The organism is Streptomyces sp. H39-C1 (assembly GCF_027158125.1).
GTDB classification, from domain to species: domain Bacteria; phylum Actinomycetota; class Actinomycetes; order Streptomycetales; family Streptomycetaceae; genus Actinacidiphila; species Actinacidiphila fildesensis.
Genome location: NZ_JAPVLS010000012.1, coordinates 55,114 through 74,735, shown reverse-complemented (window position 1 = coordinate 74,735; position 19,622 = coordinate 55,114). Strand labels below are relative to the sequence as shown.

General features: G+C 70.7%; 17 protein-coding genes and 1 pseudogene. 10 read left to right on the top strand and 8 right to left on the bottom strand.

The annotated features are described in order from the left end of the window. The first annotated feature begins 12 nt into the window (after positions 1-12). On the top strand, positions 13-969 hold the full coding sequence (locus O3W51_RS10740) for a GlxA family transcriptional regulator (RefSeq protein WP_269285370.1): 957 nt from the start codon (positions 13-15) through the stop codon (positions 967-969). Here the strand turns inward: O3W51_RS10740 and O3W51_RS10735 are convergent. The 3 genes from O3W51_RS10735 to O3W51_RS10725 all read right to left on the bottom strand — a co-directional run bounded on the left by O3W51_RS10735 (position 942) and on the right by O3W51_RS10725 (position 3,258). Further along, positions 942-1,253 (bottom strand): hypothetical protein, encoded by a 312-nt coding sequence (locus O3W51_RS10735; protein WP_269285369.1) that lies wholly within the window; start codon positions 1,251-1,253, stop codon positions 942-944. The two genes, O3W51_RS10740 and O3W51_RS10735, sit on opposite strands and share 28 nt — an antisense overlap. 74 nt (positions 1,254-1,327) lie before the next feature. Further along, positions 1,328-2,470 (bottom strand): serine hydrolase domain-containing protein, encoded by a 1,143-nt coding sequence (locus O3W51_RS10730; RefSeq protein ID WP_164294202.1) that lies wholly within the window; start codon positions 2,468-2,470, stop codon positions 1,328-1,330. A 209-nt stretch (positions 2,471-2,679) separates the two neighbouring features. Further along, positions 2,680-3,258, bottom strand: coding sequence for a CGNR zinc finger domain-containing protein (locus O3W51_RS10725; protein ID WP_244809682.1), 579 nt, complete (start codon positions 3,256-3,258; stop codon positions 2,680-2,682). 80 nt (positions 3,259-3,338) lie between these two features. Between O3W51_RS10725 and O3W51_RS10720 the strand changes: the two genes are divergently transcribed. Together O3W51_RS10720 and O3W51_RS10715 are read left to right on the top strand one after the other, a co-directional pair. Continuing rightward, positions 3,339-4,583 carry an MFS transporter gene (locus O3W51_RS10720; RefSeq protein ID WP_269285367.1) on the top strand — a complete coding sequence of 415 codons (1,245 nt, stop codon included), beginning with the start codon at positions 3,339-3,341 and terminating at the stop codon, positions 4,581-4,583. 71 nt (positions 4,584-4,654) lie between these two features. After that, the gene (locus tag O3W51_RS10715) at positions 4,655-4,993 is read left to right on the top strand and encodes a DUF427 domain-containing protein (RefSeq protein WP_269285493.1); all 339 of its coding nucleotides are present in this window, start codon (positions 4,655-4,657) and stop codon (positions 4,991-4,993) included. A 156-nt stretch (positions 4,994-5,149) separates the two neighbouring features. On the opposite strand, the gene O3W51_RS10710 is transcribed toward O3W51_RS10715, so the two are convergent. Then, the gene (locus tag O3W51_RS10710; RefSeq protein ID WP_164294102.1) at positions 5,150-5,668 is read right to left on the bottom strand and encodes a hypothetical protein; all 519 of its coding nucleotides are present in this window, start codon (positions 5,666-5,668) and stop codon (positions 5,150-5,152) included. Positions 5,669-5,952: 284 nt separating this feature from the next. Here O3W51_RS10710 and O3W51_RS10705 point away from each other — a divergent pair, with 284 nt between their 5' ends. The 5 genes and pseudogenes from O3W51_RS10705 to O3W51_RS10685 all read left to right on the top strand — a co-directional run. Continuing rightward, positions 5,953-6,597 carry a hypothetical protein gene (locus O3W51_RS10705; protein WP_269285365.1) on the top strand — a complete coding sequence of 215 codons (645 nt, stop codon included), beginning with the start codon at positions 5,953-5,955 and terminating at the stop codon, positions 6,595-6,597. Positions 6,598-6,599: 2 nt separating this feature from the next. Then, positions 6,600-7,868 carry a sensor histidine kinase gene (locus tag O3W51_RS10700; RefSeq protein WP_138355376.1) on the top strand — a complete coding sequence of 423 codons (1,269 nt, stop codon included), beginning with the start codon at positions 6,600-6,602 and terminating at the stop codon, positions 7,866-7,868. Further along, complete coding sequence (locus O3W51_RS10695) at positions 7,865-8,545, top strand: response regulator transcription factor (RefSeq protein WP_138355377.1); 681 nt, start codon at positions 7,865-7,867, stop codon at positions 8,543-8,545. Before O3W51_RS10700 ends, O3W51_RS10695 begins: the two co-directional genes overlap by 4 nt. 171 nt (positions 8,546-8,716) lie before the next feature. Continuing rightward, positions 8,717-9,787, top strand: a complete 1,071-nt coding sequence (locus O3W51_RS10690) for a CaiB/BaiF CoA transferase family protein (protein ID WP_443048269.1) — start codon at positions 8,717-8,719, stop codon at positions 9,785-9,787. Positions 9,788-9,870: 83 nt separating this feature from the next. Continuing rightward, positions 9,871-10,110 (top strand): annotated as a pseudogene (locus O3W51_RS10685) (oxidoreductase); the annotation flags it as partial. A gap of 195 nt (positions 10,111-10,305) precedes the next feature. On the opposite strand, the gene O3W51_RS10680 reads toward O3W51_RS10685, so the two are convergent. Beyond that, the gene (locus tag O3W51_RS10680; RefSeq protein ID WP_269285361.1) at positions 10,306-10,896 is read right to left on the bottom strand and encodes a hypothetical protein; all 591 of its coding nucleotides are present in this window, start codon (positions 10,894-10,896) and stop codon (positions 10,306-10,308) included. A 293-nt stretch (positions 10,897-11,189) separates the two neighbouring features. Between O3W51_RS10680 and O3W51_RS10675 the strand changes: the two genes are divergently transcribed. Then, positions 11,190-11,750: an isochorismatase family protein gene (locus O3W51_RS10675; RefSeq protein WP_138355380.1), complete on the top strand. Its 561-nt coding sequence runs from the start codon at positions 11,190-11,192 to the stop codon at positions 11,748-11,750. Positions 11,751-11,780: 30 nt separating this feature from the next. Here the strand turns inward: O3W51_RS10675 and O3W51_RS10670 are convergent, their stop codons facing one another. Then, positions 11,781-13,556: a serine/threonine protein kinase gene (locus tag O3W51_RS10670; RefSeq protein ID WP_138355381.1), complete on the bottom strand. Its 1,776-nt coding sequence runs from the start codon at positions 13,554-13,556 to the stop codon at positions 11,781-11,783. Between the two features lie 431 nt (positions 13,557-13,987). Here O3W51_RS10670 and helR point away from each other — a divergent pair, with 431 nt between their 5' ends. Then, entirely contained in the window at positions 13,988-16,144 is a 2,157-nt protein-coding gene (helR, locus tag O3W51_RS10665; protein ID WP_138355382.1) for an RNA polymerase recycling motor ATPase HelR, read from the top strand. A gap of 132 nt (positions 16,145-16,276) precedes the next feature. On the opposite strand, the gene O3W51_RS10660 is transcribed toward helR, so the two are convergent. Next, positions 16,277-17,137: a class I SAM-dependent methyltransferase gene (locus O3W51_RS10660; protein WP_138355383.1), complete on the bottom strand. Its 861-nt coding sequence runs from the start codon at positions 17,135-17,137 to the stop codon at positions 16,277-16,279. 189 nt (positions 17,138-17,326) lie between these two features. Continuing rightward, positions 17,327-19,555, bottom strand: coding sequence for an MMPL family transporter (locus O3W51_RS10655; protein WP_232485962.1), 2,229 nt, complete (start codon positions 19,553-19,555; stop codon positions 17,327-17,329). Positions 19,556-19,622 lie beyond the last annotated feature (67 nt).

Here is a 19,622-nt window from a genome sequence, read left to right as displayed (position 1 = left end):
AAGAATCTTGCCATGCATCGTGTCGTGGTCCTGGCCCTCGAAGGCGTCTATCCCTTCGAACTGAGCATTCCGATGAGAATCTTCGACACCGCCGCCGGGCGCGACGGCGAAGCGCTGTATGAGGTCATCACCTGCAGTCTGGACGGGGAACCCGTGAGCACCAGCGCCGACTTCACCATCACCGTGGCCCATGGGAGCGAGGCGCTCCGGAGCGCCGACACACTGGTCATCCCGCCGTTCGCCTGCGGCCCCGACGAGGAACGGGACTGGCTGCCCGACGAGTTGGCCCAGGCGCTCGCCCTCCTGCCGCCCGGAGCCCGCATCGTCTCGATCTGCACCGCCTCCTATGTGCTGGCCGCGGCCGGTCTGCTCGACGGCCGCTCCGCGACGACCCATTGGAACGAGGCCGACCACTTCCAGCGCACGTTCCCGAAGATCCAGGTCGACGCGAACGTGCTGTTCGTCGACGACGGACAGGTCCTCACAGCGGCCGGTGTGGCCGCCGGGATCGACCTCTGCCTGCACCTGGTGCGCCGCGACCACGGCAGTGACATCGCCAACCAGGTGGCCCGGCTGTGCGTCGTACCCCCCTGGCGGGAGGGCGGCCAGGCCCAGTACATCGAGCGCCCGATGCCGCAGCCCTCGGCCGCCACCACCGCCGCGACCCGCGACTGGGCCCTGCAGCAGCTGCAGCGGCCCATCTCCCTTGCCGAACTGGCGGAGCACGCCCGCATGAGCGTCCGGACGTTCTGCCGGCGCTTCCACGACGAGGTCGGCATGCCCCCCGGCCAGTGGCTCGCCCAACAGCGCGTCGGCCACGCCCGACGCCTGCTGGAAACCACCGACCTGCCGGTCGACCAGGTCGCCGCCCACGCGGGCTTCGGCACCGCCGTCTCCCTCCGCCAACACCTCGCCACCACGATCGGCGTCTCCCCGACGGCCTACCGCCAGGCCTTCCGCGCCCGTTGAGGCGCGTACGCGACGTCCCGTGCGAAGTGTCGGGCGCGGTTCGCCCGGTCGCCGGAACACTCCCGAAGGAAGCCTTGTGACCGGAGTGCGTCGAGCACGTCGTCCATGGCGATGTCACGGTGATGGAGAGCCGCGAGGCAGTGCGCGTAGGCGTCCCGGCGATGCTGCCTGCGCCACTGATCGAACTGCGAGCGTGCCGCAGAGCGTCCGTTCACCATCGCGGCGCCGAGGGTGGAGAGCGATCCTACGGCGGCGCCGAGCAGCGCGGCGATTCCAGCATCCATGGCCCCATTTCGTATGAACGGACGACCGGCCGGACCAGCCCCATCGGCCGCGCCCGGCCGGTCGCCGCAGGACCTCAGTGACGCAGCAGGGCGCAGGCGAAGTCTTCCTGGACAGTGCGGACCTGGGCGAGGAGCTCGGGCTTGATGCTCTTGCTGGTCTGGGTGGTGATCGAGAAGGTCAGGGACCGTTTGCCGTCCGGGGTGGCGGCGGCCAGTTGGGTGTAGCCGGCGGTGTTGCCGGTGTGGCCGTAGAGGATCCCGCAGCGGGTGGTGTAGCGGAAGATCGACAGACCTGCCGCGTTGACTCCAGGGCCGGCCGGTTCCGACGCTCCGCCGGGGACGAAGGTCAGCTGCTGCTTGCGGGTCTGCGGTGACAGGAGGCTGCCGCCGGCGTAGCCGCGGATGAACGCGGTGAGGTCGTTCGGCGTCGCCACGACGGCGCCGGAGGCCCACACGCCCGAGGAGCCGAAGAGCTCGGTGACGTCCTCCGGCGGGGCGGGCGGGTCGACCGCGTAGCCGTGCAGGTAGGGGCGGGGGAGCCGGAAGCCCTGCGGGAGGCTGGTCCGCCGCAGGTTCAGCGGCTGGTACACGAGCTGCTTGAGGAGGTCCTCGTAGCGCCGGCCGGTCGCCGCCTCGGCCATCAGCGCGACGGCGATGTTGTCGGAGTTGGAGTACTGGTACCGCGCGCCCGCCGGGAAGACCAGCGGCTCGTCGGCGACGAAGTCGAGCAACTTACGGGAATCGAAGACGTGGTGCGGGTCCACGCCCAGGAGCCGCCGGAATTCGGCGGAGCCGGTGTAGTCGGGCAGTCCGCTGGTGTGGTTGAGCAGCTGGCGGAGCGTCACCTTGCACCAGGCGGCGGGCAGCGAGGGAAGCCGCTCGCCGATCGTGGTGTCGAGCTTGAGCCGCCCCTGGTCCACCAGCTGCAGGGCGACCGCCCCGCTGTACGCCTTGGAGACACTCGCGAGCCGCATGTGGTCGGTCGCGTGCAGCGGGCTGCCGGTCTTGAGGTCGGCGACTCCGGCCCGGTAGACCTCGGTCCGGTCACCGCGCGTGAGCACGGCGATCACTCCGGGCGGGCCGCCCGCGGTGTCGACCAGCTTCTGGATGCTGCGCTGCAGCGCCTGGCCGGGGTTGGGACGGGCCTCGTCCCCGGCGTGCGCGGGCTGGACGAGCCCGCCGGCTGCCGCGGCGGCGATCACCACGGCGACCGGCATCAAGCGGCGGGTGTGGCGGCGTCCGGACGATCGTGACAGCACGTGCGTACCTCCCGGGGAGCGTGGCGCGGGGTCCGACCTCGCACTCACGTGCCCAGCTTCAGGTGACGCGTCCGGCTGCACCTTTCACGGTGCTCCATCCGGCCGAGGAACATGCCTCGGCCGGGTGCAAGCGCGTTGAAGGAGCCTGCCCGCGGGATCAGGTGTGCTCACGGCTTCGTGGCCCGGCGCGCACGGAACGCGGCCGTCTTGGAGCGGTTCTGGCAGGCCGTCGAGCAGAACTGGCGGCCGGCGTTGCGTGAGGTGTCGACGTAGACGCGATCGCACTGGGTCGCCTGGCAGACGCCGAGGCGGCCGGCGAGGTCGCCGCCGATGACCATGGCCAGGCCGGTCGCACAGCCGGCGCTCCACCCCACCGCCAGGGTGTCGTCCGCGCCATGGAAATGGACCTGCCAGGGCTCTCCCTCGACACGGTCCAGCTGCGGGCGGGCACCGTTCGACAGCAGCAGCTCGTTCAGCACCGCGACCGCGTCATCCATGCGGCCGCCGCTCACGCCCTCGAAGACCAGTCGCAGCTTCTGCGCCGTGCCGGCCAGGTGCGCGGCCTGCGCCGGTTCGATCGTGCCCGGGCTGGTGCTGGAGGCGGTCAGCGCGGCATCGACGGCGGCGGGGAGGTCCGCACCGCGCGGTGCGGTGAACGGCTTGCCGCGCGCCTCGCCGTCGGTCAACGCGTTGACGAGCGAAACGGCCGCGTCGAGCAGGATCGCCATGTGACTGTCGAATAGCACTTGACCAGTTACTCCCTTCGGGCCTAACGTCCGTCACTGACAATAGTCGATTCACCAGTGACGAGGATGCGGAGACGTGCATGGGACTCATGGCGCGCGGTGGCCGGCTGCCCCGCACCGTCTGGCTGCTGCTCGCCGCCCGGGCGATCAACCGGCTCGGGGCTTTCTCCCTGTCGTTCCTCACCGTCCTCATCAGCACGGACTTCGGGGCGAGCGTCGCCACCGCCGGGCTGGTCTCGGCCGCCTTCGGGCTCGCGACGATCCCGTCGCGCCTGGCGGGCGGCCGCCTCGCGGACCACCTCGGACGGCGTCGCACCATCGTCCTCGGCCTGGCCGGCTGCGCCGTCGCCCAGCTCGGCATCGCCGCCGCGGGCTCGCTGGCGGAGGTCGCGGTCTTCGCCGTGCTGCTGGGACTGGTCTTCGAGCTGTACGAACCGCCGAGCCAGGCGATGATCGCCGACTCCGTCGGCCCCGCCGACCGGGTCCGCGCCTACAGCCTGCTGAACGCCGCCCTGGCCGTCGGCGGGATGGGCGCCGGTCTGATCGCGGCGGGTCTGGGCCGGTGGGACCTGCGCTGGCTGTTCGTCGCCGACGCACTGAGCTGTCTGGTCTGCGCGGTCATCATCCGGTTCGTCCTGCCCGCCGACCGACCCGTGCGACGTGGCCGGGCCGAGCCCGGCCCGGCGTCCCCCGAACCTGCCGCCGGAATCAAGCCGTGGCGCGATCGCGTGCTGCTCCTCATGCTCGCGTCCGGCACCGTGTACGCCCTGGTGTACCTGCAGGTGATGATGGCGCTTCCGCTGTCCCTGGCGCGCCGCGGCATGCGACCGGCGGACGCGGGAGTGCTCTTCACGGTCTCCGCGGTGACGATCGTCGCCGCCCAGCCACTGCTGCGTGTCCAGCGCCTCTCGGCCCTGTCCGCGCCTGCGGCGCTCGCGCTCGGCTACGTCCTGCTCGCGGTCGGCCTGGCCGGTTACGCGGTAGCGCACGCCTTGACGGCCTCGCTGGCGGCCACGGTCGTCTGGAGCCTGGGCGATCTGGTGATCCTCGGACGGTCCTACGCACTTGTCGCCGACCTTGCCCCGCCCGGTGGCACCGGCCGCTACTTGGCCGTCTACGGCATCAGTTGGGGCTTCGCCGGCGTCGCCGCGCCGATCGTCAGCACCCAGATCCTCGAACACGCGGGACCGGCGGTGCTGTGGTCGGGGCTGGCGGCCGTCTCCGTGGCGCTTGCCATCGGGCAGGTGCCGGTCGCCCGGGTGCTCGCCGCCCGGGGACGGGAGCAGCGGGTGGCGGATTTCGCCGCCGTCCCCGGAATTTCTTGAGAAACGGCAGGCCGAATGTTGTGCCGGTGGGCGGCCGGAGAGGGAAGAACCGACCGCCCCCGGGCGCTGCACTGGGTATGACGAATGGACACCGCATCACCATCGAAGAGGGCACGACCCCGGTACGTGTCGTGCGCGACGGACAGGTCCTGGCGGAGAGCAGTCGCCCGCTGGAGCTCCGCGAGACGGGCTGTCCGGTGCGCTACTACCTGCCGCCCGAGGATGTGCGCACGGAGCTGCTCACCGCCTCCGACACCAGCACGCACTGCCCGTTCAAGGGGGACGCGTCGTACTGGTCGGTACCCGGCGCTGCCGACCTGGTCTGGGCGTACCGGGAGCCGAAGGACGACGTGGCCGCGATCAAGGACCACTTCTGCTTCTACGACATCGAGGTCGTCACGGCGGGATGACCTTTCCGCACAGCGTCCGTGACCGCCCGTCAGGCTCCTGAGGCCGCCGGGCAGGGCTTGTACACCGGCGTGACGCGCTGAACCCCGGCTCCGGATCCGCCCTGAGGGCGGAACGGAGCCGGGGTTCGCGTGTGTCGGCCGGGGACGTGGTCCGGCTCAGGCGGTGGCGACGGCCGGCAGCCGGTAGGCGCGGTGCGCCAGAGTGATGGTGCGGGTCAGCAGCATCGCCACGGCCATGAAGATCAGCCCGTCGGTGATGGCCGCTCCGGTGACGTCGTGGCTCACGCACCAGTCGGTCAGCTGCCGCGGGAACCAGTGGGCCGATCCGTAGGAGAACGCGGCGCGGGCGCCGATGACCGCGGTCCACAGAAGCGCGTACGGCGCTCCGGAGCCGCTGACCGGCAGGCCCGTCCGGGGGCTGCGGTAGACCCGCATCAGGCCGATGGCCGCCAGGCCGCAGAGGAATCCGACGGCGATGGCGCCCATCTCGAGGACCAGGCCGGTGCCGTGCGTGGCCGGCCGCTCGAGGAAGAGCGGGATGACAGCGCCGGCGATCAGCGCGGGCCGCAGGATCCGCAACGTGCCGATCTTGCGGTGGCCGCCGAGGTCGCTCTCCAGCACGGCCACCAGCACGGCGCCGTTGACGATCATTGCCTCGGTCAGTTGCGACAGCATGGTGTGCTCCCTGGGGGTGAAGGCTGCATTTCCTGCGATGCCCTCACCTTCGGCCGTTCGGCCGCCGACGGAATCGGAGCACGGGTCCAGATCGGGTACGACCTGTCCGGGCCCGCGTAGTACCCAGGCAGCCTGCGGGGCCCCGATACGGCTCCAGGGGTGATCCGGACGTCACCCCGGACCTCACCCCGCGGTGTGACGCCCGAGCAGGGGCTCTCTCCCTAACGTCGCAGGTGTCGGGCTGGACCGCCCGCCACTCGCATCGACAGAAGGAGGGCGCAGACATGTGGGAAGTGCTTGCCGTCATCGCGATCGTGGCTTACGTGATCGGACGCCAGCTGCTCGGAGAGCCGCTGCGGGGCAAGCGGGTGATCCTGCTGCCGGCCGTCCTGGCGGTGGTCGGTCTGACCCGGCTCGGCGGGCACGGCGCGGTGCAGCCCGCGGACGTGGCACTGCTGGTGGTCGGCGCGGTGATCGCCGCCGCGATCGGCACCGGGCAGGGATCGATGATGCGGCTCCGCAACCGCGACGGTGGCCTGTGGGGCCAGATGCCGGCGCGCAGCCTGTGGCTGTGGGCGGCCCTGATCGGCTCCCGGCTCACCCTGATGCTGCTCGCGAGCACCATGGGAGCCCAGGTCGCCGCGTCCTCCGCACCCATCGTGCTGATGCTCGGCATCAACCGCCTGGCACAGGCCGCCATGATCACCCGGCGCGCTCACCGGTCCGGAATCCCCTTCGCCCAGGAGAAGGACGGTTCCGTCTTCCTCGGTGGCCGTCTGCAGGAACTCAACTCGCGCCTTGACGGACTGACGGGCACCCCCTCCGAGCCGTCCGGCCCGTCCAGCCCGTCCAACTCTGCACACCCGTCCAACCCTTCACACCCGTCGAACCCGACGAACCCGTACGATCGGCCGACCACCCGGAGGTAGTGATGGGACTCCACCCTGCGGAGCTCCCGGTCGCGTCCGGCCGCCCCGTCCTGCCGGCCGGTCCCCGCGGCGCGGACCTCGTGACGGCCGCCCGTGATCGTGACCGCTATCGTGAGCTCATGCTGCGCACGGTGTCCTGGCTCATCAGGGCGGGGGCGTACGGCCTGATCGGGGTCGACATCTTCCTCCGTGCCTCGCTCGGGCCGGTGGCGCTTCCCGTCACCGTCGCGGCTTACGCCCTGTGCGGGATCCTGCAGGTTGTCTGCGCGGCGGTGATCAACCGCAGTGGCACAGCACCCGCGCTGCCGGTGCTTCTCGGACTGATCACGGTGGTCGCCGCAGGGGTGTGCGCCCAGGAGGACGTCACCTCCCTGGCGGCGCTCGGCGTGATCGCCGTCATGGACGCCGGCACCGAGGCCCGGTTGACGGCCGCCTGGGCCGTCTTCGGAGCCGGGGTGGTCGCGGCCGCGACGGGTGCCCTGATCACCGACGCGAGCCCGGCGAAGGCGCTCGGCATCCCGCTGTTGCTGATGCTCGGCCTGCAGGCCGGCTTCAACCGCCGGGCCTACCGGCTCCGCGCGGACCAGAGCGCGGCCCTGCTGGCCCAGTCCGAGGAACTGCGGGCCCGGTCGGAGGAACTGCGGGCCGAGCAGCGCCGCAGTGCCGTCCTCGACGAACGCACACGCATCGCCCGCGAGATCCACGATGTGCTGGCCCACTCGATCGGCGCGCTCGGCATCCAGATCCAGGCCGCCCGCGCCCTCCTCGCCGACACCCCCGATGTGGAACGGGCGGACGGCGTGCTCGCGGTGGCCCAGCGGATGGCCTCCGACGGACTGACCGAAACACGCCGTGCCGTGCACGCGTTGCGCACCGACACGCTCCCCTTGGACGAGGAGCTGGCCCGGATGACCGCCACCCACGAGCAGCGCCACGGCACACCGGTCGCCCTGCGGGTGGACGGCGGCCCGGTACCGCTGCCGCCGGACCAGACGCTGGCCCTGGTGCGTACGGCCCAGGAGTCCCTCGTCAATGCCGCCAAGCACGCGCCGCACCAGCCGGTGACGCTCACACTGACCTATGGGGACGACAACGTGACCATGAGTATCGCCAATCCGCTCGGAGCCGCGGCCGCGCACGGCTTCGCGACCCTCGACGGCGGTTACGGCCTGACAGGCATGCGGGAGCGCCTGCTGCTGCTCGGCGGCACCCTCACGGCGGACGCCGCGGACGGCAGGCGCTGGACCGTGACCGCGACGGTTCCCCGATGACCACGCCGGAGAAGCCGCTGCGGGTGATCGTGGCCGACGACCAGGCCAGCGTGCGGGAGGGTCTCGCGCTCATGCTCGATCTGCTCCCGGACCTCGACGTCGTGGGCACGGCCGCCGACGGCCAGGAGGCTCTGGACCTGGTCGCCCGGCACCACCCGGACGCGATCCTGCTCGACCTGCACATGCCCGTGATGGACGGCATCGAGGCCACTCGGCGGCTGACCGCCGAGCACCCGGAGGTGGCCATCGTCGTCCTGACCACCTATGCCGACGACCGCTCGGTGCTCGACACGCTCCAGGCCGGCGCCCGCAGCTATCTGACGAAGGACGCGGACCGGCGGGACATCGCCCACACCCTGCACAGCGCCGCCGCCGGCCTCAGCGTGCTCCACCCTCAGGTTCAGGCGACCCTGCTGGCCGCCGCGCAGGCCGGCCCACGGCAGTCCGAGGAACCGCCCGAGCAGGCACCGCCCGCCGAACTTCCGGACGGTCTGACGCGTCGCGAGGCGGAGATCCTCACCCTCATCGGCCGCGGTCGCAACAACACCGAGATCGCCGCGGAGCTCTTCCTCAGCGGCAACACCGTCAAGACCCACATCAACCGGATCTTCGCCAAGACCGGCTCCCGCGACCGGTCGGCGGCCACCCGCTACGCCCAGCAGCACGGCCTGATCTGACCGCACTCCGCTTCGGCCTGCCGCGGCCGCGTGCGGAGTCCCCACCGGCGCAACGCCCGTCCACCACCCCAGTTCCCAGGCAGGTGCCCAGTGAACGATGCCGTCCGACTGCCGCTGTCAGGCGTTCTGATCGCCGACTTCGGCCGTGTGCTGGCCGCCCCGTACGCCACGATGCTCCTCGCCGACCTCGGCGCGGACGTGGTCAAGGTCGAGCATCCCGACACCGGCGACGACACCCGGGCGTGGGGCCCGCCGCATGCCGAGGGGGAGGCCACGTACTTCCTGTCCGTCAACCGCAACAAGCGCTCCTTCGCCGCCGATCTGCGCGACGGGACGGGCCGTCGGCGGGCGCTGGAACTGGTCCGACGGGCGGATGTGGTGTTCGAGAACTTCCGGCCGGGGACCATGGCCAAGTACGGGCTCTCCTACGAGCAGGCCCGCGCGGTCAACCCGGGCATCGTCTACTGCTCGGTGACCGGCTTCGGTTCAGGCAAGGGCGCCGCCCTGCCCGGCTACGACCTGCTGCTGCAGGCGGTCGGCGGACTGATGAGTGTGACGGGCCCGGAATCCGGGGAGCCGGTGAAGACGGGCGTGGCCGTCGTGGACGTGCTCACCGGCCTGCATGCCGCGATCGGCGTGCTGGCCGCGCTGCGGCACCGCGATGCGACGGGCGAGGGACAGCATGTCGAGGTCAATCTGCTGTCGTCCCTGCTGTCCAGTCTGGTGAACCAGTCCGGCGGCTTCACGCTGGCGGGCGCGGTGCCGGGGATCATGGGCAACCGGCATCCCTCGATCGCCCCGTACGAGGTCTACCCGGCCGCCGACCGCCCGATGGTGATCGCCGTTGGCAACGAGCGGCAGTTCGCCGCCCTGTGCCACGGGCTGGAAGCACCGGAGCTGGCGGCCGACCCCCGGTTCGCCACCAACACCGGCCGGGTCGCGCACGTCGACGAGCTCGCCGGACAGCTCTCCCGGCTGCTCGAACGCCGCACCGCAGCCGACTGGTTCGAGGTCCTCACACCGCTGGGCGTGCCGTGCGGGCCGGTGAACGACCTGGCGGAGGCCTTCGGGCTGGCTGAACGCCTGGGTCTCGCGCCGCGCGCCACGATCACCACCGACGACCGGCCGATGCATCTCGTGGCCAACCCCATCGGTCTGTCCCGCACCCCGCCCCGCTACGACCGGCGGCCGCCCCGGCTGGGAGAGCACACCGACGAGATCGGCGCGTGGCTGGACTCGTGAACCAGGCGACGGGACCGGTCCCGGCCGAGGGAACAGCCGCATTCCGCGGTCACTACGGTCCTCGCATGGGCCATGACGCGCGAGGCTTCGCCGGTGTGGAGGTGCACTCCGCCAACGGCCATCTGCTGCACCAGTTCCTGGCGCGGAACACCAACCGCAGGACCGACGAGTGGGGCGGCGGGGTGGAGGGACGCATTCGCTTCACGACCGAAGTGGTCCGGGCCGTCGCCGAGGCCATCGGCCCGGAGCGGGTCGGCCTTCGGATCTCGCCCGGATCCGGTGTCAACGCCGTCGAGGAGGGCTATACGGACTACCCGGTGCTGGCGAGGGTGTGAAACGAGCCGGGCGGGAAACCGCCAGGTGCGGGGCGTCGGGATGGGCGCTCCGCACCTGACGGTCAGGGCAGCCGGTGATCGGTCCAGGTCGCCGGGACCTGTCCCGCGCCGTTCCGGACGGTGGGTTCCGCCGGGACATCGGGACTGCCAGGGGCCTTGCTCACCGTGGTGCCCTCCGGAAGATCAGGCGGAGGCCTTCTTCAGGCAGCTTTCCAGCAGGGTGCGGGGCTTTGCCAGGTTCTTGACCGCGGTCATGGCGGCCAGTTCGGCCTTGTCGGCGGTGGCGTTGAGGGTGATGGCGTTCTTGGCCTTGGTGGCCTTCTGCGCCAGGGCAGCCTGACGCGTCAGCCGGTCGGACTGGTAGGTGCCGTCGGCGCCGCCCTTGCTCTTGGCGAGCTCCGCCAGCTTCTTGAGCGCCGTGGCCGTGGCCGCGGCATCCCGGGCGTCGGTGGCTTTGGAGACCGCCATGCCGGCCTGCAGCCCCTGCGAGCCGTACTGCGCTCCCAGGTCGCCCGCCACGTGCGAGCTCTCCTTCAGGACAGCGACGTCCTTCTCGGCCGCGTCGGCCGCCTTCCGTGCGGTGTCCGCCTGGATGGCGGCTGCCATCGCCTGGTCCTCGGCTGTGAGGTAGGCCAGTTGCTCCTTGGCACACGCGGCCGGGGCAGCGGCGGGGGCGGTCGGGGCGGGCGGCGCGGTCTGTGCCACGGCGGGGGAGGCCAGGGCGAGCAGAACCAACGTGGTCGTGGCGGCTGACGCGGCAGTGCGCAACTTCATGGGGGATCTCCATCGGGACGTGATGCGGTGTGCGGCGGGACGCCGGCACGGAAGGAGCTGTGCCCCGAGTGAGGTGGCTTCTACTGCCCCATGGGCCCGGATGGAGCAGTTCCGACACCCGAGCGGCCCCCTGCACACGTTCCGGCCGGCGTGCGACGGCAGGTGGCGAGGGGGCCGACAGGCCTCCTCGATGCCGCCGGATTTCCGGTGCCGCGTGCCGGTGATCGACCTCGCTGACAGTGGGTGGGTCTACCGTGGATGGCCCGAGGAACCCAGCGTGATCAGGAGGACCCATGACCACACTCGAGAACCGACCGAACACCGCACTCCTCGTCGTCGATGTGCAGGTCGGCGTCGTCCAGGAAGCCCATGAGCGCGACGCGGTCGTCGCCAATGTCGGCAGCCTGGTCGAGCAGGCGCGGGGGGAGCGGGTCCCGGTCGTCTGGGTCCAGCATTCCGACGAGCACCTGGTGCGGGGGAGCGACAGCTGGCGGATCGTCCCCGAGCTGACTCCGGGCGAGGCCGAGCCGTTGGTCGAGAAGAACTACGGCGACGCCTTCGAGGACACCACCCTGGAGACCGTGCTGTCGGGACTCGGAGTCGGACGGCTCGTCGTCGCCGGTGCGGAGACCGATGCATGCATCCGCTCGACCCTCCACGGCGCGTTCGCGCGGGGGTACGACGCGACGCTCGTCAGTGACGCCCACACGACGGGGGACCAGTCGGAATGGGGCGCGCCGCCGCCGGACCAAGTCATCGCGCACACGAACCTGTACTGGACCTACCAGACGGCGCCGGGACGGACCGCCGGGGCGGTCGCGACCAAGGACGTCGACTTCGGTGGCACCTCCTGACGCCTGGGAACGGGGATCGGAGGAGGACCGCTAGTCACCGGCGGGCATCAGCCTGGTGACCTTGCCCTTGGGATCTGCGTCCAGGTAACCGCCGTCGTAGGCATCGGCAAGGTAGACGCCGATGCCCGCGGGGGTATGGAAGATGTTGTTGGGCTGGCGGAGCACGAGGTAGCGCGTCGTGGGCTTGGGGACTTTCAGGTCCTTCTGTGCCCGGCTGAGCAGGGCGGGCAGGGCGTCCCAGTTGTAGAGGTCCAGGCTGACGGGCTGTTCACCGCCCAGGAGTGTTCCGCTGATCGTGCCGCGGGTCACGCCCTGTCCGACCCGGTAGTCGTAGCTGTCGTAGTGGGTGGCGCTGCCTTTGACCATGCCTTCGGCGGAGATGTACTCCGGGTAGACCACGAAGCGGCCGACCTTGTCGGTCCCCATCTGCGCCTTCAGTTCCTTGATCGCCGCACGGATGCCGTCGGGCGTCAGCAGGCTCACCTTCACCGGATCCTTCTCCGGTTGCGTCGTGGACGGTGCGGTGGTCGGTACCGGACCCGACGAATGTGACGTGGAGGCGTCCGAGCCGGGCTTCCCGGACACGATGTTGTCGCCGTTCTGCTCCGGGAGCAGCGTCCACACCAGCACGCCCGTCAGCACGGTTCCGCAGACCGCCGAGCCGATCGCCACCCGTCGCGTACGGAGCCTGCGCCGCTGGTTGCCGATGGACGGGCGCGTCGCGCCCGGCTCCGGCGAGGGGTACTGCGAGGCGTAGGGGGAGGGGTACTGCGAGGAATAGGGCGAGGGATAGGCCGAGGAACCGGCACCGTGGGGAACGGCGTCGTGGGGCATGGGCGGCCCGAAACCGTCCGGCCGGGCCGCCGTGGGCTCGGCGACGGGAGATCCCAGCCGGAAGGACGTTGCCTCGGGCACGGGTCCGTGTCCTTGCACCGGTCCAGGACCGGATACCGGTCCGGTCGGCTGCTGTTGGGCTGCGACCGCCAGCATGCGGTCCAGGGACTCGGCGTCCGGCCGGTCGCCCGGGTCCTTGACCAGAAGGGCGTTGAGGAATTCTGTCAGCGGCCCGGCCTGTCGCGGCGGCGGAAGCTCCTCGCTGAGGACGGCCGCCAGCGTGGCCAGGGTGGTTGCCCTGCGCAGCGGGTGATGGCCCTCCACCGCCACATACAGCATCATCGCCAGGGACCACAGGTCCGAACTCGGCCCGCCGCCGTCCCCGGTGATCCGCTCGGGGGCCATGAAGTCGGGGGTACCGATCATCGATCCGGTGGCCGTCAGGACCGTGGACTCACGGATCGCGGCAATGCCGAAGTCGGTGAGCACCGGGCGCCCGTCGGGGCGCAGCAGGACGTTGGGGGGTTTGACGTCCCGGTGCTGGATTCCCACGGCGTGCGCGGCCCGCAGCGCGGCCAGCAGTTCGCGGCCCAGCAGAGCCGCCTCCACCGGCTCCATCGGCCCGCGCGCGAGCCGGTCCTGAAGCGATCCGCCGGTCACCAGCTCCATGACGAGCCAGGGGTAGGTGCCCTCACCGCCGTCCACGACGTGGTGGATGGTCACCACATTGGGATGCTCGACCCGGGCCAGCGCACGGGCCTCCCGCAGCACCCGGGCCCGCAACAGGCTTGCGGCGGGCGGGTCGTACTCGGCCAGCCCGGGATCCGACGGCCGTACTTCCTTGAGCGCCACCGCCCGGTCGAGCACGAGATCGCGTGCCCGCCACACCAGCCCCATGCCACCGCTGCCGAGCCGCGCTTCCAGCTCGAAGCGCCCGTCGATGACCCGTCTGCCGGATTCCCCGTTACTCATGGCCCGGAGCCTACGAGACACGCGGGACGATCACGCACCCAACCCGTCCGGGCTGGCTTGCGCAGCAAGGAAAATGCGGCGAACTTGCTCAAGAGGACGAGAAGGCCGCGTTCGGCGACTGCAGGTGGCTTGTCGGCCCCGAGTGGGCGAGGAGGGCAGGAGGAATATCCACTCCTTGCCACTTTCAACTTATAGCGCAATGGGGGGCTTGCGGCAAGGCCCCGGTCGTGGGGCACAATCACGGGCCGAGGTCATAACCTGCAGAAATGGGAGATTCACGAAGTGCATGTGTTGTTGTCGGTTTACGGGTCGTGCGGTGACATCGAGTCGGTGGTGATGGGATACGCATTGCGGGTGCGAGTCCCCGGCACCGGGATGCGGGTGTGCGCTCCGGCCGTCGCGGCAGCGACCTCGGACCGGAGGCGATGAACATGAACCCTCTGACCACCACCAGCGCGTTCGACCTTCCCGACCGCCTCGCGCCCAAGGCGGAACCGGCGATGATCGCCGGCGACGAGCAGCACTTCGCGGCCATCGCGGAGAGCCTCGAGCAGGCGATCGCCGAACTGTCCGCCCTCCTCGACGCCGAGCGCAGGGCACCCGGCGGCATCGGCCGCGGAGCGATGGACCGCGACACGGAGATCCACCGCCTGACCGGTCGGCTGCGCGCCCTGCGGCGCTTCGGTCTCGACCTGTGTCTGGGCCACATCGTCAGTGCGGAAGACTCCGAGCCGGTGTACATCGGACGACTCGGCCTCACCGACAGCACTGGTCGCCGGCTGCTGCTCGACTGGCGTTCCCCCGCGGCTGAGCCGTTCTTCGCGGCGACCCACGCCAATCCGATGGGTCTGGCGAGCCGCCGCAGGTACCGCTGGACGCGCGGCCGGATCAGCGACTACTGGGACGAGGTGTTCACCGCCGAAGGGCTCGAAGGGCGCGCCGCGCTCGACGACCAGTCCGCGTTCATCGCCAGCCTGGGCAGCAACCGGTCGGCCCGGATGCGGGACGTGCTCTCCACCATCCAGACCGACCAGGACGCCGTCATCAGGGCGGGATCCCGCGGCGCTCTCGTCGTCGACGGCGGCCCGGGTACGGGGAAGACCGTCGTCGCCCTGCACCGCTCCGCCTACCTCCTCTACTCCGATCCCCGCCTCGGGCACCGTCGGGGCGGCGTGCTGTTCGTCGGCCCGCACCAGCCCTACCTGGCCTACGTCGCCGATGTCCTGCCCAGCCTCGGAGAGGAGGGCGTGCAGACCTGCACCCTGCGGGACCTCGTCGCCGAGGGAGCCGGAGCAGTGATCGAGCCCGACCCGGACGTGGCCCGTCTGAAGTCGTCCGCGGACCTGGTGAAGGCGATCGAGGCGGCCGTCGGCATCTACGAGGAGCCGCCCACCAAGGGGATGACGGTCGCGACCCACTGGTCCGACCTCTGGCTGAGCCCCCGCGATTGGGCGGTCGCGTTCGAAGCGGTGGAGCAGGGCACTCCGCACAACGAGGCACACGAACAGATCATGGAGGAGCTGCTCACGATCCTGATGGACAAGGACGACAGCGAAGCCTCGCCCGAGCTGCTGCGGAGGTCGCTGCTGCAGGACAGGGCGCTGCTCAAGGCCCTCCACCGGGCGTGGCCCCTGGTCGAGGCGACCGACCTCGTCGCGGATCTGTGGTCGGTGCCCGCCTATCTGCGCAAGTGCGCGCCCTGGCTCGGTCCCGATGACGTCCGCAAGCTGCAGCGCGCGCAGACCGAGGCCTGGACGGTGTCCGACCTGCCGCTGCTGGACGCGGCACGGCAGCGGCTCGGCGACCCGGAGGCGTCCCGGCGCATGCGGCGGAACGAGGCCGCCGTCGCCGCCGAACGCGCGACCAGGGCCGCCGCCATCGACAGCCTGCTGCAGAACATGCTGATCGACGAGAGCGAAGGCGCGGTGGGGATGCTGCGCGGACAGGACCTGCAGGACACCCTGATCGACGAGAGCGCACTGGTCGGCGCCGAACCCGATGTGCTGGCCGGCCCGTTCGCGCACGTCGTCGTGGACGAGGCGCAGGAACTGACCGATGCCGAATGGCAGATGCTGCTGCTGCGCTGCCCGTCCCGGAGCTTCACCATCGTCGGGGACCGCGCCCAGGCCAGGCACGGGTTCACGGAGTCGTGGCAGGAACGGCTCGAGCGGGTCGGGCTCGACCGGATCACCGTGGCCTCCCTGAGCATCAACTACCGGACGCCGGAAGAGGTGATGACGGAGGCCGAGCTGGTCATCCGGACCGTACTCCCGGACGCCAATGTGCCGACCTCCATCCGCAGCAGCGATCTCCCCGTCGTCCATGGATCCGTTGCGGAGCTGGACTCGATCCTCGACACGTGGCTCACCGCCCATGACGAAGGCATCGCCTGCGTCATCGGCGATCCCACGTTCCGGGCGACATCCCGCGTCCGGTCGCTGACCCCGGAGCTGTCGAAGGGGCTCGAGTTCGACCTGGTGGTCCTCATCGACCCGGAGTCGTTCGGCACGGGCATCGAGGGAGCCGTTGATCGCTATGTCGCGATGACCCGCGCGACTCAGCAACTCGTCATCCTCACGAGCTCCTGACCTCGGCCAGGACGACCTGAGCGCCACTCGGCGGTGGTGAAGGCCGCCGCCGATGCGCGGTGCGGATGCAGCGGACCTGCGCGCGGGGTGGGCGCGCAGGTCGGCTGGTTCGCGCTGGTCCGTTGGTCCGCGTTACGCCGGCAGCGGTGCCGGCCCGGCGGGGCTCTTCCACCAGACGAAGACCTCGGTGCCCGGCTGTCGTTCGGAGAACCGGTCTGCCGGGGACACGTCGCGCAGTAGCCGACGGAGATCCGCCTCGAAGTCGTCGCGGTGCGGGCCGAACAGATGGGGAGCCGAGGACGACATGGAGAACGCCCACGCGACGATGTCGTCGGACGTGCGTTCCAGCGCTTGCCCGCCGGGGACGACATGGCGTTGGGGGCCGGAGAAGCCGGCCCGTGTGAGCACCGCCGCCTCATCACCGGGTGTTCCGTGCGTCAGCACCCCCCGCCCGGCTCGTCGGACCGGTCCCAGGTGGTGCCTGACCAGCGTGTCGATCGCGGCGTAGGGCACGGCTGGATACGGAAGTCCGTTGACGGTTCGGATCTCCGTCTTGAGGTCGGAGATGTGCACCAGCGCCCCGCCGGGCCGGAGCATGTCCCTGACGGTGGCCGCCACCAGGTCGCGATCCATCCAGTGGAAGGACTGGCCGAACGTCGCGACGGTGAACTCTCCAAGACCCACGGGCAGTTCCTCGGCCCGGGCCTGCACCCACCGCGCCTTTCGGGCCGCTCCCGCCCGTGCGGCCCCGCGCTCGGCTTCGGCGAGCATTCCACCGTCCGGGTCCAGACCGACGATCTCGCCGAACAGGTGCGCCAGGCTCAGGGCGGGGGTGCCAGGACCACATCCCACATCGAGCAAACGCCCCCGCCCGTCGAGCTGTACGGCCGTGGCCAGCAGGTCCGCGAGCCCGGGAGCGTAGGGCAGCCTCCCGCGCCCGTAGTAGGTGGCTGTGCCGAGGAACAGCGTGTCGTCCCACTCCCAGTCGCCCATCACATCCTGATGATTCCATGGCGCGGCCGGCGTCCGGGACGGTCGGTGACGGGTCGGGGACCACTCGGAGGGTGGGCCGTCTGATGGATGCAGTCGAGATCTACGCACCGCAGGCGCTGTCCAAGGCCGGCTGACCAGGCCGCGCGCGGGTGTCCCCGCTCGTGAGCGGGGACACCGTGGGGTGCACGGTCAGTAGGACGGGATCCGGTCACGCTCCTGCGTCGGCACGTTCGTGTGGTGTTGCGGGTGACGGCTTGCGTGCTTGCCGGGGCGGACCGGCCACCAGATGCTGCGGCCGAGCAGGGCGGCCAGTGCGGGCACCAGCACGATCGACAGGATGAACGCGGAGAGCATGATGCCGAGGGCTGTCGCGAAGCCGACCTGCTGGCTCGACGGAGTGGCGGCGAGACTCGCGAAGGAGCCGGCCAATACCAGCCCCGCGGTCGCGATGGCCGGCGTGGTGTGTCGTACGGCACGGGCCACGGCTGCGCGGGCCGGTCCCGGCCGTTCCATCTCCTCCCGTATGCGGTCGCTGATCAGGATGTTGTAGTCGGTGCCCAGCGCGACGACGAACAGGAACAGCACCAGGGGCAGGGTGAAGGCGACGCCCGGCTTGTTCAACAGGTGCTGGAACAGCAGGGTGGAGGCGCCGAGGGTGGCGGCGAAGCCGAGGCCGACGGAGAGCATGAGGATCATCGGCGCGAGCAGGCTTCGCAGCAGCACGAGCAGGATCAGAGAGATCAGCACGGCCGCGACCGGGAACACGATCTTCAGGTCATGGTCGACCGCGGTCGATATGTCGGCGAAGATCGCTGCCGTCCCGCCGACATGTGCTGTCAAACCGGTGGGTGTGTGCGCGGCGACCGTATCCCGGACCGGCCCGGAGACCAGGTCACGAGCCTGCTGGCTCTGCGGATCCGCTGTCAGGTAGAGGTCGATCCGAGCGGCGCGGTGGTCCTGGTTCAGGGTGGTCTTGCCCACCTGGCCCACGCCCTTGACCTTGGTGAGCGCCTGCGAGAGGGCGTCGAGCCGGTCCGAGCGCAGGGTGCCGCCGTCCTTGGCGGTGACGAAGACGCTCGTCGGGTCCGATACGCCGGCCGGCAGGGCACGGGAGATCTCGGTGGCGGTGGTCGCGGCCGCGGTCTGCGGTCCTCCGTTGTGCAGGCCGTAGTCCATCCGGATCCCGACCAGCCCGGCGGACAGCGCGCCCAGCATGACGACGGAGGCGACGAGCATCATCAGCGGCCGGCGTGCGACCAGGTCGCCCAAGCGGGCGGCAGAGCCCGGACGGGGCTCGCGCTTGAGGGCCCGGGAGGGCCAGAACATCTTGCGGCCGGCTGCCGCCAGCATGGCCGGCATCAAGGTGAGACTGCCCAGCAGCATGACCAGGACCGAGACGGCGATGGCCGGACCGAGCACCCGGAACTGTCCGAAGGACGCAACCCCGAGTGTGGCGAAGGCGGCCACGATGGTCAGCGCCGCCGAGGTGATGGCGTTGCCCACTCGGCCGGATACCTCACCGGCCACCGTGCGGGCGTTCTGCTCCGGGTGCGCCCGCAGCTGTTCGCGGAAGCGGAACAGCAGGAACAGCAGGTAGTCGGTGCCGATGCCGAGCAGGACCACACTGATCAGTGAGGGGGTGCCCGGGTCCAGTTTGATTCCGGTGAGCATCGCGGCGCCGACGACGGCACCCGACGCCGCACCGCCGATGAAGACGACGGCGAGCAGTGGCAGCAATGCCGCGAGAACGCTGCGGAAGACCAGCACATTGAGCAGCACGATGAGCCCGATGACGAGCATCGACGTGATCTTCGAGGCGGTCTCACCGGCGTCGGTGGTGTCGACGGTGTCGGCCAGGCCGCCAGTGAATCCGGTGCGCATTCCCGCGTCGGTGAATTGCGCGCGGGCGTCATCCCGGAAGGCCCGGTAGAGGTCCTGCATTCCGGGGGCCGTGGAATTGCCGACCAGCTCTGCGGAGAGCAGCTCGAAACTCCGGTCGGGCGCCATCATGGCCGGGGTGACCCGGGGCGTTTGTGAATAGTCCTTGAGCAGGAAGGACGGTCCGCCGTCCTTGGGTTTTGGCATGGTGACCCGGTGCCGGCCGAGTTTCTCGGCCTCGGCGCCGACCCGCTGCTGGTCCGCCGCGGTAAGGGCCTTGCCGTCCGGTCGGGCGACGAGCACGGTGACCGTATTGGCGTCGGATTTCACCCCGAATTGGTCCTCGGCGATTTTCAGCGCGGCGGCCGAGTCATACGTCTTGGGCAGGAAATCCCCGGTCTGGTTCTGGGTGACCCGATAGATCAACGTCGAACTCAGAGCGGTCAGAACGATACCCAGCACCGCCCAGACGGCGATGACCTTCCACGGGTTTCTGGTGGAGAATCCGGTCAGGGCGCGGATCACTGTGTCCTCCGGCAAATGGACTTCATCGCCGGGGGATCCCGGCCGGTTTCCAGACCATCACGCGGGGGCCCTGGAGATCGTC